The sequence below is a fragment of the Mycolicibacterium sp. SMGY-1XX genome, from assembly GCF_059132455.1.
The window spans coordinates 3,903,586-3,922,317 of record NZ_CP101139.1 but is presented as its reverse complement, the minus strand read 5'-3'; the positions used below and the strand labels follow the sequence as shown (position 1 = coordinate 3,922,317).

Here is an 18,732-nt window from a genome sequence, read left to right as displayed (position 1 = left end):
TCCAGTCCAGAGTGATCACCACCCTGCTCAACCTCGCCGACTCCCGCCTTCCCACCGGCGGGCACGTGCATTCCGGCGGTATGGAGGAGGCTGTCACCAGTGGCCTTGTCACCGATCTGGCGACGCTGGAAGCGTTCCTGCGCCGGCGCATCCGCACCAACGGTCTGGTGACGGCCTCGGTGGCGGTGGCGGTGCAGACCGCCGCGATCAGCATCGGATCGGCCGACCTGGAGACCGATGCGCGCACACCGGCACCGTCGGCCAGGGCGTCGTCCCGGGCCCAGGGGCGGGGTCTGTTGCGACTCGCGCGGCGGGTCTGGCCAACGGATGCTGACTGGGCGGTGATGGGCCGGGCCCCACACCTCGGCGTCGTGGCCGGGGTGGTGGGCAGGGTCAGCGCTCTCGATCCGCAACACACCGCCCTGGCCATGGTCTACACGACCATGACCGGCTCGGCGACCGCGGCACAGCGGCTGCTGGCGTTGGACCCCGCCGACGTCGCCGCGGTGACGTTCACCCTGGCCGACGTCTGCGAGCACACCGCGTTGGAAGCCACCGCCGGGCTCGCCGACCTGTCCGACCCCCTGCTCGACGTGCTGGCGCAGCGGCACGCCGAGCGTGACCGGCCGCTTTTTGTATCCTGAAGTACTGAAAGGTCAACAATGCCACCACATTTCATCGACGGTCAGCCGCACGGTCACAACGACCGGCCCAAGCGCGTGCGCCAGCCCGGCGAGCCGCTGCGTATCGGTGTCGGCGGCCCGGTCGGTTCGGGTAAGACCGCTCTGGTGGCCGCGCTGTGCCGCCAGTTGCGCGACGAATTGTCGCTGGCGGTGCTGACGAATGACATCTACACCACCGAGGACGCCGACTTCCTGCGCCGGCATGCTGTGCTGCCCGACGACCGGATCGCCGCGGTGCAGACCGGCGGCTGCCCGCACACGGCGATCCGCGATGACATCACCGCGAATCTGGATGCCATCGACGACCTGATCGCCGCGCACGACGACCTGGATCTGATCCTGGTGGAGTCCGGCGGCGACAATCTGACCGCGACGTTCTCCTCGGGGCTGATCGACGTGCAGATCTTCGTCATCGACGTCGCCGGCGGTGACAAGGTGCCGCGCAAGGGCGGACCGGGCGTCACCTTCTCGGATCTGCTGGTGATCAACAAGACCGACCTGGCACCCATGGTGGGCGCCGACCTCGACGTCATGCGCCGCGATGCGGGTGCGGTCCGGGACCACCGGCCATTCGTGCTGATCAGCCTGACCGATGACCCCGCGGCCTCCGAAGTGCTGGCCTGGGTCCGGGGCCAGCTGAAGGTGGCGCAAGCAGTCTGATGCATTCAGAGGTCGTGATCGTGGCGCAGGCCGGGCGCCTGCCGCGGATCCAGTGCCGGGGCGGGTTGACCGCGCGCAGCACGGTGACCGACACCGTTCATCTGCTCTCGGCGGCTGCCACACCGTTGGGCGGGGACACCATCAGTATCCGTGTGGTGGTCGAGCCGGGGGCACGGTTGTGTCTGCGCAGTGCGGCGGCCACCGTGGCGTTACCGGGGGCGGGGGAGTTGACCTCACGGGCCGCGATGCACTTGGAGGTCGCGGGACACCTGGACCTCGATCTGGAGCCAACGGTCATCGCCGCCGATGCCCGCCACCTCACGTCGATCACGGTGGCCGTCGAGGGGGCCGGCAGTCTGCGACTTCGCGAACGGGTGCAGATCGGCAGAACCCATGAGCGCCAAGGCTTCTGGAGCGGTGCGCTGCGCGCCGATGTGAAGGGTCAGCCCTTGCTGCGCCACCGTGTCGAACTGGGGACCGGCGCCGTCGCCGATGACGCGGTGTCGGCCCCGCGCGCCTGCGTCAGCGAACTGGTCTATCCAGACGACACCGCCGGCGGGATCGGGCCTGCTCGCAACGGAGCGGTGGCACTCGACCTCGCCGGCGGCGGAGTCCTGACGACGTGGCAGGGAGAGCGGCTCTAGCTACCAGGCCGCAACCGCTAACTCGCCTGTTTCTCGTCGTCGACGCTGGCGGCCAGTTCCTCCAGCTGTTCGATGCGGGTTCTGGCGTAGGCCTGCTGTTCGGTGATGGTCAGCTGACCGCGCTGGCGGCTCAGGAACGTCGCCGCCCACGACAACAGCGTGGCGATCTTGGTCTTGAAGCCCACCAGGTAGATCAGGTGCAGACCCAGCCATGCGAGCCAGGCGATGAAGCCGCCGAACTCGAATTTGCCCACCTTGGCGACCGCGTTGTACTTCGACACCGTGGCCATCGAACCCTTGTCGAAGTACTTGAACGGCTCGCGCGGCTTGGGGATGGTGCCGTGCTCGCGCGCCTTGACCTCGTTCTTGACGATCTCGGCGACGTACTTGCCGCCCTGGATGGCACCTTGGGCCATGCCGGGGACGCCGGGCACGAAGGCCATGTCGCCGACGACGAAGACGTTCGGGTGACCGGGGATCGACAGGTCCGGGTTCACCTTCACCCGTCCGGCGCGGTCGATCTCCACGTCGGACTGGTTGGCCAGGTCGCGACCGAGAGGGCTGGCCTGCACACCGGCCGACCACACCTTGGTGGCGGCTTCGATGCGGCGGGTGGTGCCGTCGGGATCCTTCACGGTGATGCCGTTGCGGTCGACGTCGGTGACCATGGCGTTCAGCTGGATCTCGACGCCCATCTTCTCCAGTCGCTCCTTGGCCTTGAGGCCGAGCTTCTCGCCCATCGGGGGCAGCACCGCCGGGGCGGCGTCCAGCAGGATCACATGCGCTTCGGTGGGATCGATGTGCCGGAAGCTGCCCTTGAGCGTCTGGTCGGCGAGTTCTTGGATCTGGCCGGCCATCTCCACGCCGGTGGGACCGGCACCCACGACCACGAACGTCAGCAGTTTCGCGCGGCGCACGGGGTCGCTGGAGCGCTCGGCCTGCTCGAACGCCCCGAGAATGCGTCCGCGCAATTCCAAGGCGTCGTCGATGGTCTTCATGCCGGGCGCCCACTCGGCGAAGTGGTCGTTACCGAAGTAGGACTGTCCCGCACCGGCGGCCACGATCAGGGTGTCGTAGGGCGTGCGGTAGGTGTGGCCCAGCAGCAGGGAGTCGACGGTCTTGTTCGCCAGGTCGATATGGGTGACCTCGCCGAGCACCACCTGGGCGTTGTGCTGCTTGCGCAGGATCAGCCGGGTGGGCGGGGCGATTTCTCCTTCGGAGATGATGCCTGTGGCGACTTGGTAGAGCAGCGGCTGGAACAGGTGATGCGTCGTCTTCGCGATGAGCTTGATGTCGACATCAGCGTGCTTCAACTTCTGCGCAGCGTTCAATCCGCCGAAGCCGGATCCGATGATGACAACTTTGTGCTTATCGGTCGCGGTGGCTCCGGGATGGCTCATTTTGGGCTCCTCCAATGGCTACACACAGAACAACGTCTACGGTAGTCGTACCCATTTCGGTCGTCTTCGTGAGATGCCACACCGGTTTTTTCAGGGTGTGACTAGCGGTTTCAACGCTTCGCCGGCAGCAGTGATGGCACCAGGAGTGTAGTACGGCATGTTGATGATGATGCCGTCGATCCCGGCGTCGAGGACCTTGGTCTTGATCTGCTCGGCCACCGACTCCGCGCTACCGACCACCATCCGCTGACTCATCTCGGCCGGCGCCATGTCGGGGGTGGCCTTGTCGTCCACCAACGCGGTGATCAGCATGCTGGTCTCCAGCGTCGCGGGATCCCGGTCGATCTCCTCGCAGCGCTTCTCGACCACGGCCAGTTTGCCCGCCAGTTCGTCGAAGCCCGCGATGACGTTGAGGTGGTTGAAGTGCCGTACCGCCAGCGGGATGGTCTTCTTCTCGCCGCTGCCGCCGATCATCAGCGGGATGTGGTCGCGGTAACGGGGCTCGGCCATCGCTTCCCGGGTCTGGTAGTACGTACCGTTCACTGTGGGCCGTTCGCCGGCGAGCATCGGCAGAATGATCTGCAAGGCCTCGTCGAGCTTGTTGAACCGTTCGGTGAAGGTGCCGAACTCGAATCCGAGCTGATCGTGTTCGAGCTCGAACCAGCCGGTGCCGATGCCCAGGATCGCCCGGCCGGCACTGATCACGTCGAGCGTGGTGATGGCCTTGGCCAGCAGCGTCGGATTGCGGTAGGTGTTGCCGGTGACGAGCGTGCCCAGTTGGACGCGTTCGGTGGCGACGGCCAGGGCACCCAAGGCCGTGTACGCCTCCAGCATGGGCTGATCGGGGTCGCCGAGCATCGGCAGCTGATAGAAGTGATCCATCACGAACACCGAGTCGAAACCTGCGGCCTCGGCTTCCTGCGCTTGCGCGATGACGGTGGGAAACAGCTGCTCGACGCCGGTGCCGTAGGAGAAATTCGGGATCTGGAACCCGAGTTTGATCGTCACTGTCTCGACCCTAGCGACCGGCGAGGAGGGGCGTCAGCAACTCGGCCACCGCAGTGATGCCGCCGGGTTGGTATCCGTTGATACTCGTGACGGGGGACAGGATCACCCCGTCGACGCCCGCGTCCAACACCTTGGTCTTGAGCTGGTCGACGATCTGCTCAGGCGAGCCGAACACCGCCTGCTGCCGGAAATCCTCGGGAATCGAATCGGCGGTGACGTTCTCGTCGATGATCGCGACGGCGAGCATGCTGGTTTCCAGGGTGGCGGGATCGCGGTCGATCTTCTCGCAGTTCTCCTTGACGACCTGGACCTTGCGGGGCAGTTCGTCGAAGCCGGCGATGATGTTGAGGTGGTCGAAGTGCTTGGCCGCCAACGGAATTGTCTTCTTCTCGCCGCTGCCGCCGATCATCAGCGGAATGTGGTCGCGGTAGCGCGGCTCGGCCATCGCTTCCTGGGTGCGGTAGTACTTGCCGGTGACGGTGGGTCGCTCGCCGGCCAGCATCGGCAGGATGATCTGCAATGCCTCGCCCAGCTTGTTGAACCGATCGGTGAAGGTGCCGAACTCGTAGCCCAGCGAGTCGTGTTCGAGCTCGAACCAGCCGGTGCCGATGCCCAGGATCGCCCGGCCGGCGCTCACGACGTCGAGGGTGGTGATGGCCTTGGCCAGCAGCGTCGGGTTGCGGTAGGTGTTGCCGGTGACCAGCGTGCCGAGCTGGACCTTCTCGGTGGCCGAGGCCAGCGCGCCGAGTGCGGTGTAGGCCTCCAGCATGGGCTGGTCGGGGGTACCGAGACCGGGTAGCTGATAGAAGTGGTCCATCAGGAACACGGAGTCGAACCCCGCCGATTCCGCTTCCCTCGCCTGCGCGATGACGGTGGGAAACAGCTGTTCGACGCCGGTGCCGTAGGAGAAGTTCGGGATCTGCAGACCGAGTTTGATAGTCACAGTCTGGACCCTAACCACGCCTAAGCGGGGCGGGAACCCCGTTTCGCTCGACGCGAACGGGGGAATAATCGAGCCTGGGAGAGGGCCCGGGGGTTTCAGCCGAAGTGCGCCAGCTGTCCCGCGCTCACGTGCAGGGTCTGTCCGGTGATGTGGCGAGCACCCGAGGTGGTGAGGAACAGCGCCAGCCGGGTGATCTCCGCCGCCGTCGACGGCGCGGCGATCGACAGGCCGTTGTATCCGGGCTGAGAACCTTGGCCGGCTGCCACCACATTGATGGTGATGCCGCGGGTGCCGTACACCGTCGCCTGATCGGCGGTCCATGCCGACAGCGCGGCCTTGATCGCGGACTGGGCGCTACCGTCGCGCGGGCTCTCCGGTACGACGCTCACGACGGAACCGCCGGCACGCAGGTGGTCGCCGATGCTCTGCAGCGTCAGCGCTGCCGACAGCACCGTGGTGTCGAGGGCGTTGTGCCACGCCGCGGACTGCTGAGTCAGCGAGTAGGTGCGCGGATCGCCGTCCTGCCAGCGCGGCGCCGGCACGTGGATGATGCTGTCGAGATGCTGCGGGAACGCCGAACGCGCCTCGGCGAGGCTGGCCGGGTCGGAGTTGTCGCAGACGATCGCATCGATGTCGAGCTCCTTGGCGGCGACTTCGAGCTCGTCGCGCCGCGCACCCGAGATCACAACTCGGTGCCCCTCGTCGCGGAAGCCCTCCGCGATGGTGCGTCCAAGCTCGGTATCGCCACCGGTAACCAGCACCTCCATGGCTTGACCTCCTAGTCGTTCGCCGTTGAACCACGCGTGGAGCCGCGTCGATCGAGCGCCAATGTTACTGGACAGTAGCTATGCCGGGAAACTCGACGCGGGCACGATGGTGAAACAATTTCAGCGCGGCGTGCGACACAGAGGTCAGGCGGTGTCCGACCGGGTGCCGCTGGCGTCTCGAGCAACGGTCGGCACTTGAAATCGCCGGCCCCGCAGAGGCGCGGACACACCCACACAGTGCGCAGGCCACGCTTGCGTCACGCGAGTAACACGGTAGGTTCTTCGCCATGGATGAGCCGGAGCAGAATCTGAAACGGCGCAGGTGGGGGTCGCTGACGACTGCCGCGGTATCGGGGGCCAGTGCGCTCGCCCTGGTACTGCCCGCAGCGGTCGGTCACGCCGAGCCGCTGCCCCCGCCCCCGCCAGCGCCCACGACGGTCGCCCCGCCGCCCGCCGATCCCAATGCGCCGCCGCCACCGCCGGCCGATCCGAACGTCCCGCCGCCGCCCCCGGTCGATCCGAATGCGCCGCCGCCGCCCCCGGTCGATCCGAATGCGCCGCCTCCGGCCCCGGCGGATCCCAATGCACCGCCGGTGGACCCCAATGCCCCTGCGCCCGCGCCGGCCCCCGAACCCGGCCGCGTCGACAACCCGGTCGGCGGCTTCAGCTATGTGCTGCCGCCGGGCTGGGCCGAAGGTGACGCGACCCGGCTCAACTACGGGTCTGCGCTGCTGGTCAAGCAGACACCCGCGGCCAACCCCGGCGAAGCTCCCGCAGCGGCCACCGACACCAGCATCCTGCTCGGCCGGCTGGATCTGAAGTTGTTCGCCGGTGCCGAACCCGACAACGCCAAGGCCGCCACCCGGCTCGCCTCGGACATGGGCGAGTTCTTCATGCCCTTCGCGGGCACCCGGGTCAACCAGGAGACCGTCCCGCTCGACGCCAACGGGCTGCCCGGCTCCGCGTCGTACTACGAGGTGAACTTCACCGACGAGGCCAAGCCCAACGGGCAGATCTGGGCCGGCGTCGTCGGGTCGCAGGCGGTCAACGCTCCGCGTGGGCAGCGCAACGAACGCTGGTTCGTGGTGTGGCTGGGCACGGAGAACGATCCGGTGGACAAGGGCGCCGCGGTGGCGTTGGCCAACTCGATCCGGCCGTGGAGCCCACCGCCGCCGCCGCCGGCCCCGCCACCACCAGACCCGAACGCTCCGCCGCCTCCGGTGGATCCCAACGCTCCGCCGCCGGATCCCAATGCGCCGCCGCCAGTGCCGCGCAACCAGGTGGGCGTGCCCGTCCCGGTCACCACTCCGGTGCCCGAGATGACGCCGCCGCCGGCCTGATCCGGTAGATCCGACCAGCAGCCCCGACCCAACCGGTCGGGGCTGCTTGGTTTCGGTTGTCGAACATCGAGCATCGGTAGGTCTAATCGTGACTGTTGGGGGCATACCGGAGCGATGGACACAACGCTTGTTGCTCAATCAACGGAGATCCTGGCCCGGTCGACCACGCTGACCAGCGTCGGCTGGATCGGCTACATCATCATCGGCGCCATCGCGGGATGGATCGCCGGCAAGATCGTCAAAGGCGGCGGCTCCGGCATCCTGATGAACATCGTCATCGGCATCATCGGCGCGCTGATCGGCGGCTTCCTGCTCAGCTTCTTCCTCGACACCGCCTCCGGCGGGTGGTGGTTCACGCTGTTCACCGCGGTACTCGGCGCGGTGATCCTGCTGTGGATCGTGAGCAGGGTGCGCAGAACCTAACCCGACACCGACACCGGGGTTTCGTCGAGTTGCTCGATCACCTCCGCCAGGGGCCGGCGCGGGGTGGCGGGCAGTGGGTCGGCGTTCAACGGCGCCCACCCGACGCGCAACAGCATCTGAGGGAACCCGTCGCCGCCGAGCACCATCGCCCGCACCGCCTCCCGGGTGGCGTCGATCTCCAGTGGCTCGGTCAACGGGCAGCTCGACAGGCCCAGCGCGGTGGCGGTCAAGAGCACCACGCCCGTCGCTTCGCCGGCCCGCAGTACCGCCAACGGGTCATCGGTGGCGGTACCCAGCGCCAGCAGCACACCCGCGTCGTCTCTGGCCTGAGCCCCGCGAGGCTGGGGCAGCGCCGGGTTGGCGAACACCCGGGCGGGCAGGTCGCTGTGCGAGGTGGCCGGGGTGTTGCGCGCCGGTACCCCCGCGACGGCGCCGTAGCGCCCGCTCCACCGGGACAGTTCCACCAGATACTCGTCGTCTTCGGCGTGCCGGTGCATCGCGTCGGCCAGGACACCGCTGAGCCGGTTCGGGAACGCGACGCGACGCAGGACGACGCCGCTGCGTGCCGCGCGGGAGGCCATGAGCGCCACGTCGCCGCCGGGCACCGGCCATGAGCTGTACCAGCGCCGGTCGGTCCGTCTGCGCGGAATCGCGGCGGCCAGGGCGATCTCCTGTTCGCTGCCGCCGTGTCCGCAGATCTCGATGCTTGCCAGGTGATGTGGCTCGGCGGGGTTGGGCAGCCGGTGTACGTGGGTCTGCCATCCGAGGGCGGCCAGTGCCACGGTGAAGTGTTGCAACGCGATCCCGCAACTGAGCAGCAGATCGCGGCGGGCCGGGTCGGTGTGGGGCAGATGCCGGGTGGGATCGGCGTAGAGATGCACTGACTGATCGCCCACCCGCCACAGCCAGGGTTGCGAGTTGTGGATCGAAGGGGCTCGCACCGCCAGCGCCACCGCGGCGCGGATGGTGTCGTTGTCAGGCAGGGTGTCCATGACACTCACTGTGGCACCGCTCACCGCCGGGGTACCGGCGAAAAGGGCCTCGATCGCGTGCCATTGGTCCCTTCTTGCGAGCCGCCTACAGTGCGGCGAGCACACCCCGCAGCTCGGCGGTCAGGCTGCCGCGGCCGGGGCGGTACAGCGGTCCGCGGCCGTCGCTGAGCAGCAGCCGCAACCGGGCCATACCGCGTGCCCGTACGGGTGCCGGCGCATGCAGCCGCAGCGCCACCTGCTCGATCAACGCGGCGTTACCGGCCACGGCGTCGCGGTCCACGGGAACCGCGGACGTCAGCCCTGCGGCGGGCCGCAGCGCCGAGCGCAGCGACCGGGCGAGGTGTTCGCGTTCCTCGAATGACGTGATGCGCGCGGCGTGACAGGCGAGTGTGGAGCCCGCCGCCGCGGCGACGTGGTGTTCGATCGCCACGTCCAGTCGGTGTGCGAACAGCCGGGCTCTGACGCGGGTCCGGCGGGAGAACTCGCCGGACCTGGAGATCGGGCGACCCTCGGGATGTCGTAACAGCATGTCCATGGCGGCTCGGTTGTGCGCCATCGTCAGCTCCCTTCGTGACTGTCAAAAAACTTATACCGGTCACGCATGACTAGTCAACAGGTTTTGCTGGTCATCAGGAGTAGGGTGGGTTCATGGTCGCGACCGATCCTTTCGGCGACGTGGAAGCCAAGCCCGCGCCGGGTGCGCTGGGACACATCCAGGCGCTGATCAACACCAGGGATCTCGAGACCGGCGCCGACCTGCTGGCCGAACCCGCGTCCGCGCGGCGCTGGCTGACCGAGAACCAGTTGGCCGGCCACCCCGCGACTCCCGAGGAAATCGAAGCCGTCGTCGCCGTACGCGAGGCCCTGCGGGCGCTGGCGGTCCGCAACGCCGGTGGCCCGGAACCCGCGGTCGAAACGCTGCGTGGCCTGGCCGACGTCGCCGCGCACACCGCAGCCCGCGCCGTGGTGGATGCGGAGGGAACGGTGCGGCTGGAGCCGGCTGCCGATACGGTGCACGGCCGGTTGCTGGGCATGGTGCTCACGGTGCGCGACGCGCAAGCCGACGGCACCTGGGCCAAGCTCAAGGCATGTGCGAATCCCGACTGCCAGTGGGCGTTCTACGACCGGTCCCGCAACCATGGCGGTACCTGGTGTGACATGGCCGGGTGCGGAAACAAGCTGAAGAACCGCGACTTCCGGGCCAGGCGCCGCCGATCAGGTGGAGGCGTGCCAGACCAGAGCGGCGGCCAGCGCACCCATGCCGTTGAGTGACCAGTGCAGTGCGATGGGCGCGATCAGGCTGCCACTGCGGCGGCGCAGCCAGGTGAAGACGAAACCCGCGACCCCGGTGGCCACCACTGCCAGCACCACCCCGGCGATCATGCCGACGATGCCGCCGCCGAAGATCCGGGTGAAGCCGACGTTGCTGCTGGTCAGGCCCAGCGAGGTCGAGATGTGCCACAACCCGAACAGCAGTGACCCGGCGGCCGCGACGCCGCGAAACCCCCAGGCCCGGTTCAACGCGCCGTGCAGGACACCGCGGAACGCGAGCTCTTCGGGAATGACGGTTTGCAGCGGGATGATGATCATCGACGCCAGCAGCGCACCCGACAGCGTGGCGTAGTTGTCGTTCATGAACATCGGCCGGGTCCAGGGCAGCAGCGCGCCGACCGCGATCACCGACAGCACCAGGCCCACCGCCGCGGCGGCATAACCGGCGCCGGAGCGCCAGTGCTCGCGGCCAAGGCCGAGCTCCGACCAGCACAACCCGCGAGCGCGCACCAGGATCAGCAGAGCGATCGCGGCCGCAGGAACGGTGGCGATACTGGCCCACGGGGTGGTGAAGTGGGCGATCAGATTGGTCACCGCCAGAACGATGACCACGATCGCGATGTCGGCATAGATCCGGAAATGGTGGATGGCCGACAGCTGCGCCAGCAGCGGGTGCGGACGCGCGTCCACCGCGCTGACATCAGACATAACCCGCGCAGTCTACCTGCGCCGGCTGTTCGTCTCCTGAGATGAACAGCTGGTGCACACCTGCGCGCGGTACCGGGTACGCGCAAGGATGGAAGCCGAAAATGTCGGGAGGAGAATTCGCATGACCGCATGGCGTTCTGCCGAGGTACAACCGATCAACGACCAGACGCTTTCCCAACTGGACGGGTGGTGGCGCGCGGCCAACTACCTGTCGGTGGGGCAGATCTACCTGCTGGACAACCCGCTGTTGCGCACGCCTCTGGTGCGCGACGACGTCAAGCCCCGACTGCTGGGGCACTGGGGCACCACCCCGGGACTCAATTTTCTCTATGCCCATCTGAACCGCGTCATCAAGGAGCGAGACCAGTCGACCCTGTATGTCACCGGTCCCGGGCACGGCGGCCCGGGCCTGGTGGCCAACGCTTATCTGGACGGCACCTATTCGGAGGTGTACTCCGACATCACCCCCGACACCGAAGGGTTGCGCCGGCTGTTTCGCCAGTTCTCGTTCCCCGGCGGTATCCCGTCGCATGTCGCACCCGAGACGCCGGGCTCCATCCACGAGGGCGGTGAGCTGGGTTATGCGCTGTCGCACGCCTACGGCGCCGCGTTCGACAACCCGGACCTGCTGGTGGCCGCGGTCATCGGCGACGGCGAAGCCGAGACCGGTGCGCTGGCAACCAGCTGGCATTCCAACAAGTTCGTCAACCCCACCCACGACGGGGTGGTGCTGCCGATTCTGCATCTCAACGGCTACAAGATCGCCAATCCGACTGTGCTGGCGCGGATTCCGGAAGACGAGCTGCGCGCCCTGCTGGTGGGGTACGGCCACGATCCGCATTTCTTCGAGGTGGAAGACGATGCCACCGACCATGCCGATGCGCACCGGCGTTTCGCCGAGCTGCTCGACACCGTGCTCAACGACATCGCTCAGATCAAGGCCTCCGCGTCCGAGGGCAGCGAGGAGAGGCCGCGGTGGCCGATGATCGTCTTCCGCACCCCGAAGGGATGGACGGGCCCGGATTACATCGACGGCAAGAAGACCACCGGTTCGTGGCGGGCGCACCAGGTGCCGCTGTCCAGTGCCCGCGACACCCCGGAGCACCTCCAGGTTCTCGCCGACTGGTTGGGTTCCTACCGGGCCGAGGAACTGTTCGACGCCGACGGCCGGCTCGAGCCCTCGATCGCGGCGCTGGCCCCTGCCGGGCCGCTGCGGATGAGCGACAACCCGCACGCCAACGGCGGTGTGCTGCTGAAGGATCTGCGCCTGCCCGACTTCCGCAAGTACGGCGTCGACGTGCCGGTGCCCGGTGCGACGGTCGCCGAGGCCACCAAGGTGCTCGGGCAGTGGCTCACCGACGTGGTGCGGCTGAACCCGGAGAACTTCCGCATCTTCGGGCCGGACGAGACGGCGTCGAACCGGCTGCAGGCGGTGTACGACGCCACCGACAAGCAGTGGAATGCAGGGTTTTTCGGGCCCGAGGTCGACGAGCACCTGGCCCGGGCGGGGCGGGTGATGGAGATGCTGTCCGAACACCAGTGCCAGGGGTGGCTGGAGGGCTATCTGCTGACCGGGCGGCACGGGCTGTTCAATTGTTACGAGGCGTTCATCCACATCATCGATTCGATGATGAACCAGCACGCCAAGTGGCTGAAGGTCACCAATCACATTCCGTGGCGCCGGCCCATCGCGAGCCTGAATTACCTTCTGTCCAGCCATGTCTGGCGCCAGGATCACAACGGTTTCAGCCACCAGGATCCCGGGTTCATCGATCACGTGGTGAACAAGAAGGCCGCGGTGGTGCGGGTCTATCTGCCGCCCGACGCCAATACGCTGCTGTCCACCTACGACCACTGCCTGCGGTCGCGCCAGTACGTCAACGTGGTGGTGGCCGGCAAACAGCCGCACCCGAACTTCCTCACCATGGAACAGGCCATCGCGCATTGCACCCGCGGTCTCGGCATCTGGGAGTGGGCCGGTACCGAGGAGCTGGGCACCGATCCCGATGTGGTGATCGCGACCGCGGGTGACGTGCCCACCCTGGAGGGGTTGGCGGCGGTGGATCTGCTCAAGCAGCATCTGCCGGAGCTGAAGATCCGGTTCGTCAATGTCGTGGATCTGATGCGACTGCAGGATGACACCGAGCACCCGCACGGTTTGTCGAGCCGCCAGTTCGACGCGATCTTCACCGCGGACAAGCCGGTGATCTTCGCCTACCACGGCTATCCGTGGTTGATCCATCGCTTGACCTATCGCCGTACCGGCCACAGCAACCTGCATGTGCGCGGCTACAAGGAGGAGGGCACCACCACCACGCCGTTCGACATGGTGATGCTCAACGACCTCGACCGCTACCACCTGGTCATCGATGTCATCGACCGTGTGCCGTTCCTGGGGTCCACGTGCGCGACGCTGCGCCAGGACATGGTCGACAAGCGCATCGCCGCCCGTGAATACACCCGCGAGCACGGTGACGACATCCCCGAGGTGCGCGACTGGTTGTGGCCGCAGGCGCGCGACGCCGAACTCTGGGCGGCGCCGGGAGCCGGGTCCGACACCGGGGGCGACAACGACTAGTTGTTGGGCCCGGCGTCGCTTTGGGACATACTGTGACGATGCCCACTGTCGACAGGTGTCAACTTCTTGCTTCGGTGCGAGTGCTCGACCTGGCAACCGGCGGCGCGGACATCGTGACGCGGCTGCTGGCCGACCTCGGTGCCGACGTGCTGAAGGTGGAACCGCCCGGCGGGTCGCCCGGCCGCGGGGCTCTGCCGCGCCTGGGTGACACCAGCATCGCGTTCGCGCTGCACAACGCCAACAAACGCAGCGTCATCCTGGATCCCGGCAGCGACGACGATCGTCGTCGGCTCCTGGAATTGGTGGCCGGCGCCGACATCCTCGTCGACTCCGGCAACGCCGCGGCCTACGGGACCGGTGGCGCGGACCTGGCAGCGCAGTTCCCGCAGTTGGTCGCGATGACGGTGACCGACTTCGGAACCGAGGGGCCCCGGGCGTCGTGGCGCGCCACCGACGCTGTGCTGTATGCACTGTCGTCGGCGCTGTCGCGGTCCGGCCCCGCTACGGGAACCCCGGTGTTGCCGCCCGACGGTATCGCGACGGCGACGGCGGCTGTTCAGGCCGCCTGGGCGGTCCTGGTCGCCTACTATCACCGGTTGCGTTGTGGGAAAGGCGATTTCATCGACTTCTCTCGGCTCGACGCCGTGGTCACCGCCCTCGATCCGCCGTTCGGCTCGCACGGTCAGGCGGCGGCCGGGATGCGCCGCGGCGAGCGGTGGCGGGGCCGCCCCCGAAACCAGGACGCCTACCCGATCATCGCGTGCAAAGACGGTTATGTCCGGTTGGTGGTGATGGCACCCCGGCAGTGGCGGGGGCTGCGCGCCTGGATGGGCGAGCCCGCGGCCTACCAAGACCCCAAGTACGACGTCATCGCCGAACGTTTTGCGGTGTGGGACCAGATCGGCGCCCTGCTGGCCCATCAGTTCGCCGGCCAGACCATGGCCGAGTTGGTGGCCGCCGGACAGTCCTTCGGGGTCCCCATCGCCGAGGTGCTCGACCCTGCCGATGCGCTGAGCTCCGTTCATTTCCGGGAAGTGGGCGCCTCGACGGTGGCCGAGTTGGCACCGGGGGTCTCGGCCACGGTGCCGGTCGGTTATTACACCGTCGGGGGTGTCCACGCGGGGTTCCGGACGGCGGCGCCGGTCGCCGGAGCCGACGAGGCCGGGTGGGAGGCGCCGCGCACCGAGCCCGACGCCGCGCCCCGTTCCGGTGGACTGCCGTTCGAAGGGCTGCGCATCGTCGATCTCGGCATCATCGTCGCAGGCGGCGAACTGAGCCGACTGTTCGCCGACCTCGGCGCCGAGGTGATCAAGGTGGAAAGCGCCGCCTATCCCGACGGTCTGCGCCAGGCCAGGCCCGGTGACCGGATGAGCGAGTCGTTCGCGTGGACACACCGCAACAAGCTCGGCCTGGGGTTGGAGTTGCGCAGTGCGGCCGGTGCCGACGTCTTCACCCGGCTGGTCGCCGGCGCCGACGCGGTTTTTGCCAACTTCAAACCGGGAACCCTGACCGCCCTTGGCTTTTCCTACGACAAGCTGCAGCAGATCAAGCCCGATATCGTGCTGGCCGAGAGCAGTGCCTACGGCGACACCGGGCCGTGGAGTGTCCGCATGGGATACGGGCCGCTGGTGCGCGCCGGCACCGGCGTCACCCGCCTGTGGACCGCCCCGCCCGACGACGGGGACGACGACGGTTCCGGCAGGCATCGATTCTTCGACGCCACCACCGTGTTCCCGGATCACGTCGTCGGCCGTATCTCGGCCATCGGTGCGCTGGCCGCGTTGATCCACCGTGACCGCACCGGTGCCGGCGCCCGGATCCACGTGTCGCAGGCCGAAGCGTGTGTCGGCCAACTGGATACCGTGTTCGTCACCGAGGCGGCCACGGCGGCCGGCGTCGACGGGCTGCAACCCGACACCGCCGTCCACGGTGTCCACCCGTGCGCGGGCCAGGACGAATGGTGCGTGGTCTCGCTGCGCAGCGACGACGATCGCCGGGCCGTCGCCGCGGTGATCGGCGACGCTGAACTCGCCGAGTGGACCGCCCAGCGGTCGCCGCGGGAAGCGGCCGAGGCCTTACAGGCAGTGGGGGTGGCCGCTGCGCCGATGCTGCGCCGACTGGATCTGCTCGAGGATCCACAACTGCTCGCGCGCAACGTCTTTGCGCCCATGCGCCATCCGCTGTTCGAGCTGGCCCTGCCCAGTGAGACCGGGCCTGCCCCGTACCGCGGCATTCCGCAGGTGCCGACGCGGCCGGCTCCGTTACCCGGCCAGGACACCCTCGAGATCTGCCAGAAGATACTCGGCTTCGACGATCACGCCGTACAGCGGTTGATCGACGACGGCGTGTTGTTCAGTACCGACCCACCCGAGGAGGAAACCCGATGACGGCGCAGGTGTACATCGACGGCTCATTCCGCGCGACCGGCACACAACCGGTTCTCGAAGCCGCCACCGGCGAGCACCTGGGCGACGGGGCCAGCGCGAGCACCGCCGATATCGACGCCGCGGTCGCGGCTGCCCGGCGCGCCCTGCCGGCCTGGCAGGCGACCCCGGCCAAGGAACGCGCGGAGCTGTTGAAGGCCTTCGGCGCGGCGTTGATGGCCCGGGGAGCGGCCACCACCGAGCTGGTGAGCCGCGAGAACGGGATGCCAATCCGGCTGTCCCGCGGCGCCAACGGGATGTTCCCGGCGGTGCTGCTCGACTATTACGCGGCGATGATCGTGGAGACGCCCGACGAGGAGATCCGCCCCAGCGCGATCGGGAACACCATCGTCCGGCGCGAACCCGTCGGCGTCGTCGGCGCCATCACTCCGTGGAACTACCCGCAGGCGCTGGCCGCCATGAAGATCGCGCCCGGGCTGGCCGCGGGCTGCACCATGGTGCTCAAGGCTTCGCCCGAGACTGCCTTGGATGCGCTGGTTTTCGCAGAGGCCGCCGATGAGGCGGGCCTCCCGGCCGGCATTCTGAACATCGTGCCCGGCGACGCGACCGCGGGTGCGCACCTGGTCAGCCATCCCGGTGTGGACAAGGTGGCGTTCACCGGTTCGACGGCGGCCGGGCGGGCCATCGGCGAGATCTGCGGCCGGCTGATGCGGCCGGTGACGCTGGAGCTGGGCGGCAAATCGGCGGCCATCATCCTCGACGACGCCGATCTGGACGCCACCATCAAGGGGTTGCGTACGGCGTCGTTCGTGAACAACGGCCAGACGTGCCACCTGAGTTCACGCATCCTGGCGCCGCGATCCCGCTACGACGAGGTGGTGGAGGCCATGGCCGCCCTGGCGCAGGGCTTGACGGTGGGCGACCCGCTGGACAAGGCCACCGACATCGGGCCGCTGGTGAGCCAACGGCAACAACAGCGGGTGCTCGACTACATCGCGGTGGGTCAGGGCAGCGGAGCGAAACTCGTTGCGGGCGGCTCGGTTCCGAAGGATCAACCGCGGGGCTGGTTCGTGGAGCCGACGGTGTTCGCCGGGGTGGACAACTCCGATCGGCTGGCCCAGGAGGAGGTGTTCGGGCCCGTGCTGGCGGTGATCCCTTACGACGGTGACGCCGACGCAGTGGCACTGGCCAACGACAGTGAGTACGGATTGGCGGGCACGGTGTGGTCCACCGACCTCGAGCGGGCCACCGAGGTGGCGCGCGGTGTGCGTACCGGGACCATCGGGGTCAACGACTACCAGCTCGACATCGCCGCTCCTTTCGGCGGTGTGAAAGCCAGCGGGTTGGGCAAGGAGCTCGGGCCGGAGGGGTTGGCGGCATATCAGGTCGTGAAATCGATTTACCGCCGCGTGCCTGCTTGACACCTGTCAAGGGATGGTAGGTTGCCTGCCATGTCACTGGATCCCAAGACTCCTGTGCTGGTCGGGTATGGCCAGGTCAATCAGCATGACGGGGCAGCCGAGGTGCTCGATCCCGTCGGCTTGATGGCCGCCGCCGCGCGGCAGGCCGTCGATGAGCGTGTGCTGGCCGCCGTCGACGCCATCCGGGTGGTCAACCTGCTGTCGTGGCGCTACCGCGACCCGGGCCTGCTGCTCGGCGAGCTGATCGGTGCCGACAGACCCGCGACGGTGTACACCGGCATCGGCGGCAATGTGCCGCAGTCACTGGTGAACCAGGCCTGCCTGGACATCCTCGCCGGCCGCAACGATGTGGTGCTGCTGGCCGGGGCCGAGACCTGGCGGAGCCGCAAACGGTTCAAGGCCAACGGCGTCCGCCCGGACTGGCCCGTACAGGACGAGTCGGTACCGGTGCCGCCTGGCGGCGAAGACCCGATGGAGATGGCGGGGGAGTCGCAGCAGCGCATCGGACTGGGGCTGCCGTCGGATGTCTACCCGATGTTCGAGGAAGCCGTGCGCGTCGCAGGCGGTGAGACCTCGGATGCACACCGCCGCCGGATCGGCGAGCTGTGGGCCCGGTTCAACGTTGTGGCGCAGACGAATCCGCACGCCTGGAGTAACGCCGCCTACACTGCCGACGACATCTGGCAGCCCGGCCCGGACAACCGGATGATCAGCTGGCCCTACACCAAGCTGATGAACTCCAACAACATGGTCGACCAGGGCGCGGTACTGGTGCTGACCTCGGTGGAACGCGCCACAGCGCTCCAGATCCCGCGCGAGCGTTGGGTTTTCCCGTGGGCGGGCACCGACTCCCATGACACCTACTCGATCACCGAGCGCTACGAGTACCACCGTTCGCCGGCCATCCGCATCGGGGCGCGCCGCGCTCTGGAACTGGCTCGGACGACGCTGGACGACATCGCCTACGTGGACGTGTATTCGTGCTTCCCGTCGGCGGTCCAGGTCGCCGCGTCCGAGATCGGCCTCGGCCTCGACGATGCCTCCCGGCCGTTGACGGTCACTGGCGGGCTGACCTTCGCCGGCGGACCGTGGAACAACTACGTCATGCACTCGATCGCCACCATGGCCGAGAAGCTGGTCGCCGACCCGGGCAAGCGCGGACTGATCACCGCCAACGGCGGGTACCTCACCAAGCACAGCTTCGGGGTGTACAGCACCGAGCCGCCGGCAGGCGAATTCAGTTGGGAGGACGTGCAATCGACCGTCGACCGGGAACCGACGCGGGAGGCGTTGGTGTCCTGGGAGGGTATCGGGACGGTGGAGACGTGGACCGCCCCCTTCGGGCGAGACGGCGAACCCGAGAAGCTGTTCCTCGCGGTGCGTACCCCCGACGACGCCCGCACCATGGCCGTGGTCCCGGAACCCGAGTCCATCGAGGACATCGCGGGTGTCAAGGTGACGGTTCGCGCGGACGGAACTGCCACGCTGGAATAAGCGGAGTTCCGGCGG

Annotated in this window: 17 protein-coding genes; 10 read left to right on the top strand and 7 right to left on the bottom strand. The window is 68.0% G+C overall.

All coding sequences use genetic code 11. The features are described 5' to 3' along the window. Nucleotides 1-11: 11 nt before the first annotated feature. From NL241_RS18985 to NL241_RS18975, 3 genes are read left to right on the top strand one after another with little or no spacing between them, the layout of a single operon-like run. Nucleotides 12-644, top strand: coding sequence for an urease accessory protein UreF (locus NL241_RS18985; protein ID WP_494394716.1), 633 nt, complete (start codon nucleotides 12-14; stop codon nucleotides 642-644). 18 nt (nucleotides 645-662) lie between these two features. Continuing rightward, nucleotides 663-1,343, top strand: coding sequence for an urease accessory protein UreG (ureG, locus tag NL241_RS18980; RefSeq protein ID WP_487697008.1), 681 nt, complete (start codon nucleotides 663-665; stop codon nucleotides 1,341-1,343). Continuing rightward, entirely contained in the window at nucleotides 1,343-1,987 is a 645-nt protein-coding gene (locus NL241_RS18975; RefSeq protein WP_487697007.1) for an urease accessory protein UreD, read from the top strand. Before ureG ends, NL241_RS18975 begins: the two co-directional genes overlap by 1 nt. A 17-nt stretch (nucleotides 1,988-2,004) precedes the next feature. Here NL241_RS18975 and NL241_RS18970 read toward each other — a convergent pair whose 3' ends face one another. The 4 genes from NL241_RS18970 to NL241_RS18955 form a co-directional block, all read right to left on the bottom strand. Further along, nucleotides 2,005-3,387, bottom strand: coding sequence for a type II NADH:quinone oxidoreductase Ndh (locus NL241_RS18970; RefSeq protein WP_487697005.1), 1,383 nt, complete (start codon nucleotides 3,385-3,387; stop codon nucleotides 2,005-2,007). Between the two features lie 90 nt (nucleotides 3,388-3,477). Further along, complete coding sequence (locus NL241_RS18965) at nucleotides 3,478-4,395, bottom strand: LLM class F420-dependent oxidoreductase (RefSeq protein WP_494394715.1); 918 nt, start codon at nucleotides 4,393-4,395, stop codon at nucleotides 3,478-3,480. 10 nt (nucleotides 4,396-4,405) lie between these two features. Beyond that, complete coding sequence (locus tag NL241_RS18960; RefSeq protein ID WP_487697002.1) at nucleotides 4,406-5,338, bottom strand: LLM class F420-dependent oxidoreductase; 933 nt, start codon at nucleotides 5,336-5,338, stop codon at nucleotides 4,406-4,408. Between the two features lie 95 nt (nucleotides 5,339-5,433). After that, nucleotides 5,434-6,105, bottom strand: coding sequence for an SDR family oxidoreductase (locus NL241_RS18955; RefSeq protein ID WP_487697000.1), 672 nt, complete (start codon nucleotides 6,103-6,105; stop codon nucleotides 5,434-5,436). Between the two features lie 287 nt (nucleotides 6,106-6,392). On the opposite strand from NL241_RS18955, the gene NL241_RS18950 reads away from it, so the two are divergent. Both NL241_RS18950 and NL241_RS18945 read left to right on the top strand, forming a co-directional pair. Further along, nucleotides 6,393-7,445: an alanine and proline-rich secreted protein Apa gene (locus NL241_RS18950; protein WP_487696999.1), complete on the top strand. Its 1,053-nt coding sequence runs from the start codon at nucleotides 6,393-6,395 to the stop codon at nucleotides 7,443-7,445. A gap of 114 nt (nucleotides 7,446-7,559) precedes the next feature. Then, the gene (locus NL241_RS18945) at nucleotides 7,560-7,868 is read left to right on the top strand and encodes a GlsB/YeaQ/YmgE family stress response membrane protein (RefSeq protein ID WP_494394714.1); all 309 of its coding nucleotides are present in this window, start codon (nucleotides 7,560-7,562) and stop codon (nucleotides 7,866-7,868) included. Here NL241_RS18945 and NL241_RS18940 read toward each other — a convergent pair. Beyond that, a complete protein-coding gene (locus NL241_RS18940; protein WP_494394713.1) occupies nucleotides 7,865-8,860 on the bottom strand; it encodes an Acg family FMN-binding oxidoreductase in 996 nt (331 codons plus the stop codon). The two genes, NL241_RS18945 and NL241_RS18940, sit on opposite strands and share 4 nt — an antisense overlap. Before the next feature lie 85 nt (nucleotides 8,861-8,945). Continuing rightward, nucleotides 8,946-9,416, bottom strand: a complete 471-nt coding sequence (locus NL241_RS18935) for a hypothetical protein (RefSeq protein WP_494394712.1) — start codon at nucleotides 9,414-9,416, stop codon at nucleotides 8,946-8,948. A 92-nt stretch (nucleotides 9,417-9,508) separates the two neighbouring features. Between NL241_RS18935 and NL241_RS18930 the strand changes: the two genes are divergently transcribed. Then, nucleotides 9,509-10,132 (top strand): CGNR zinc finger domain-containing protein, encoded by a 624-nt coding sequence (locus NL241_RS18930; protein ID WP_494394711.1) that lies wholly within the window; start codon nucleotides 9,509-9,511, stop codon nucleotides 10,130-10,132. On the opposite strand, the gene NL241_RS18925 is transcribed toward NL241_RS18930, so the two are convergent. Further along, the gene (locus tag NL241_RS18925) at nucleotides 10,076-10,840 is read right to left on the bottom strand and encodes a CPBP family intramembrane glutamic endopeptidase (protein ID WP_487696991.1); all 765 of its coding nucleotides are present in this window, start codon (nucleotides 10,838-10,840) and stop codon (nucleotides 10,076-10,078) included. The two genes, NL241_RS18930 and NL241_RS18925, sit on opposite strands and share 57 nt — an antisense overlap. Before the next feature lie 121 nt (nucleotides 10,841-10,961). On the opposite strand from NL241_RS18925, the gene NL241_RS18920 reads away from it, so the two are divergent. The 4 genes from NL241_RS18920 to NL241_RS18905 are packed head-to-tail and all read left to right on the top strand — an operon-like array spanning nucleotide 10,962 to nucleotide 18,717. Next, nucleotides 10,962-13,418: a phosphoketolase family protein gene (locus NL241_RS18920; protein WP_494394710.1), complete on the top strand. Its 2,457-nt coding sequence runs from the start codon at nucleotides 10,962-10,964 to the stop codon at nucleotides 13,416-13,418. 38 nt (nucleotides 13,419-13,456) lie between these two features. Next, nucleotides 13,457-15,805: a CoA transferase gene (locus NL241_RS18915; RefSeq protein ID WP_494394709.1), complete on the top strand. Its 2,349-nt coding sequence runs from the start codon at nucleotides 13,457-13,459 to the stop codon at nucleotides 15,803-15,805. Further along, nucleotides 15,802-17,223: an aldehyde dehydrogenase gene (locus NL241_RS18910; protein ID WP_487696987.1), complete on the top strand. Its 1,422-nt coding sequence runs from the start codon at nucleotides 15,802-15,804 to the stop codon at nucleotides 17,221-17,223. Before NL241_RS18915 ends, NL241_RS18910 begins: the two co-directional genes overlap by 4 nt. 30 nt (nucleotides 17,224-17,253) lie before the next feature. Continuing rightward, nucleotides 17,254-18,717: an acetyl-CoA acetyltransferase gene (locus NL241_RS18905; protein WP_487696986.1), complete on the top strand. Its 1,464-nt coding sequence runs from the start codon at nucleotides 17,254-17,256 to the stop codon at nucleotides 18,715-18,717. Nucleotides 18,718-18,732 lie beyond the last annotated feature (15 nt).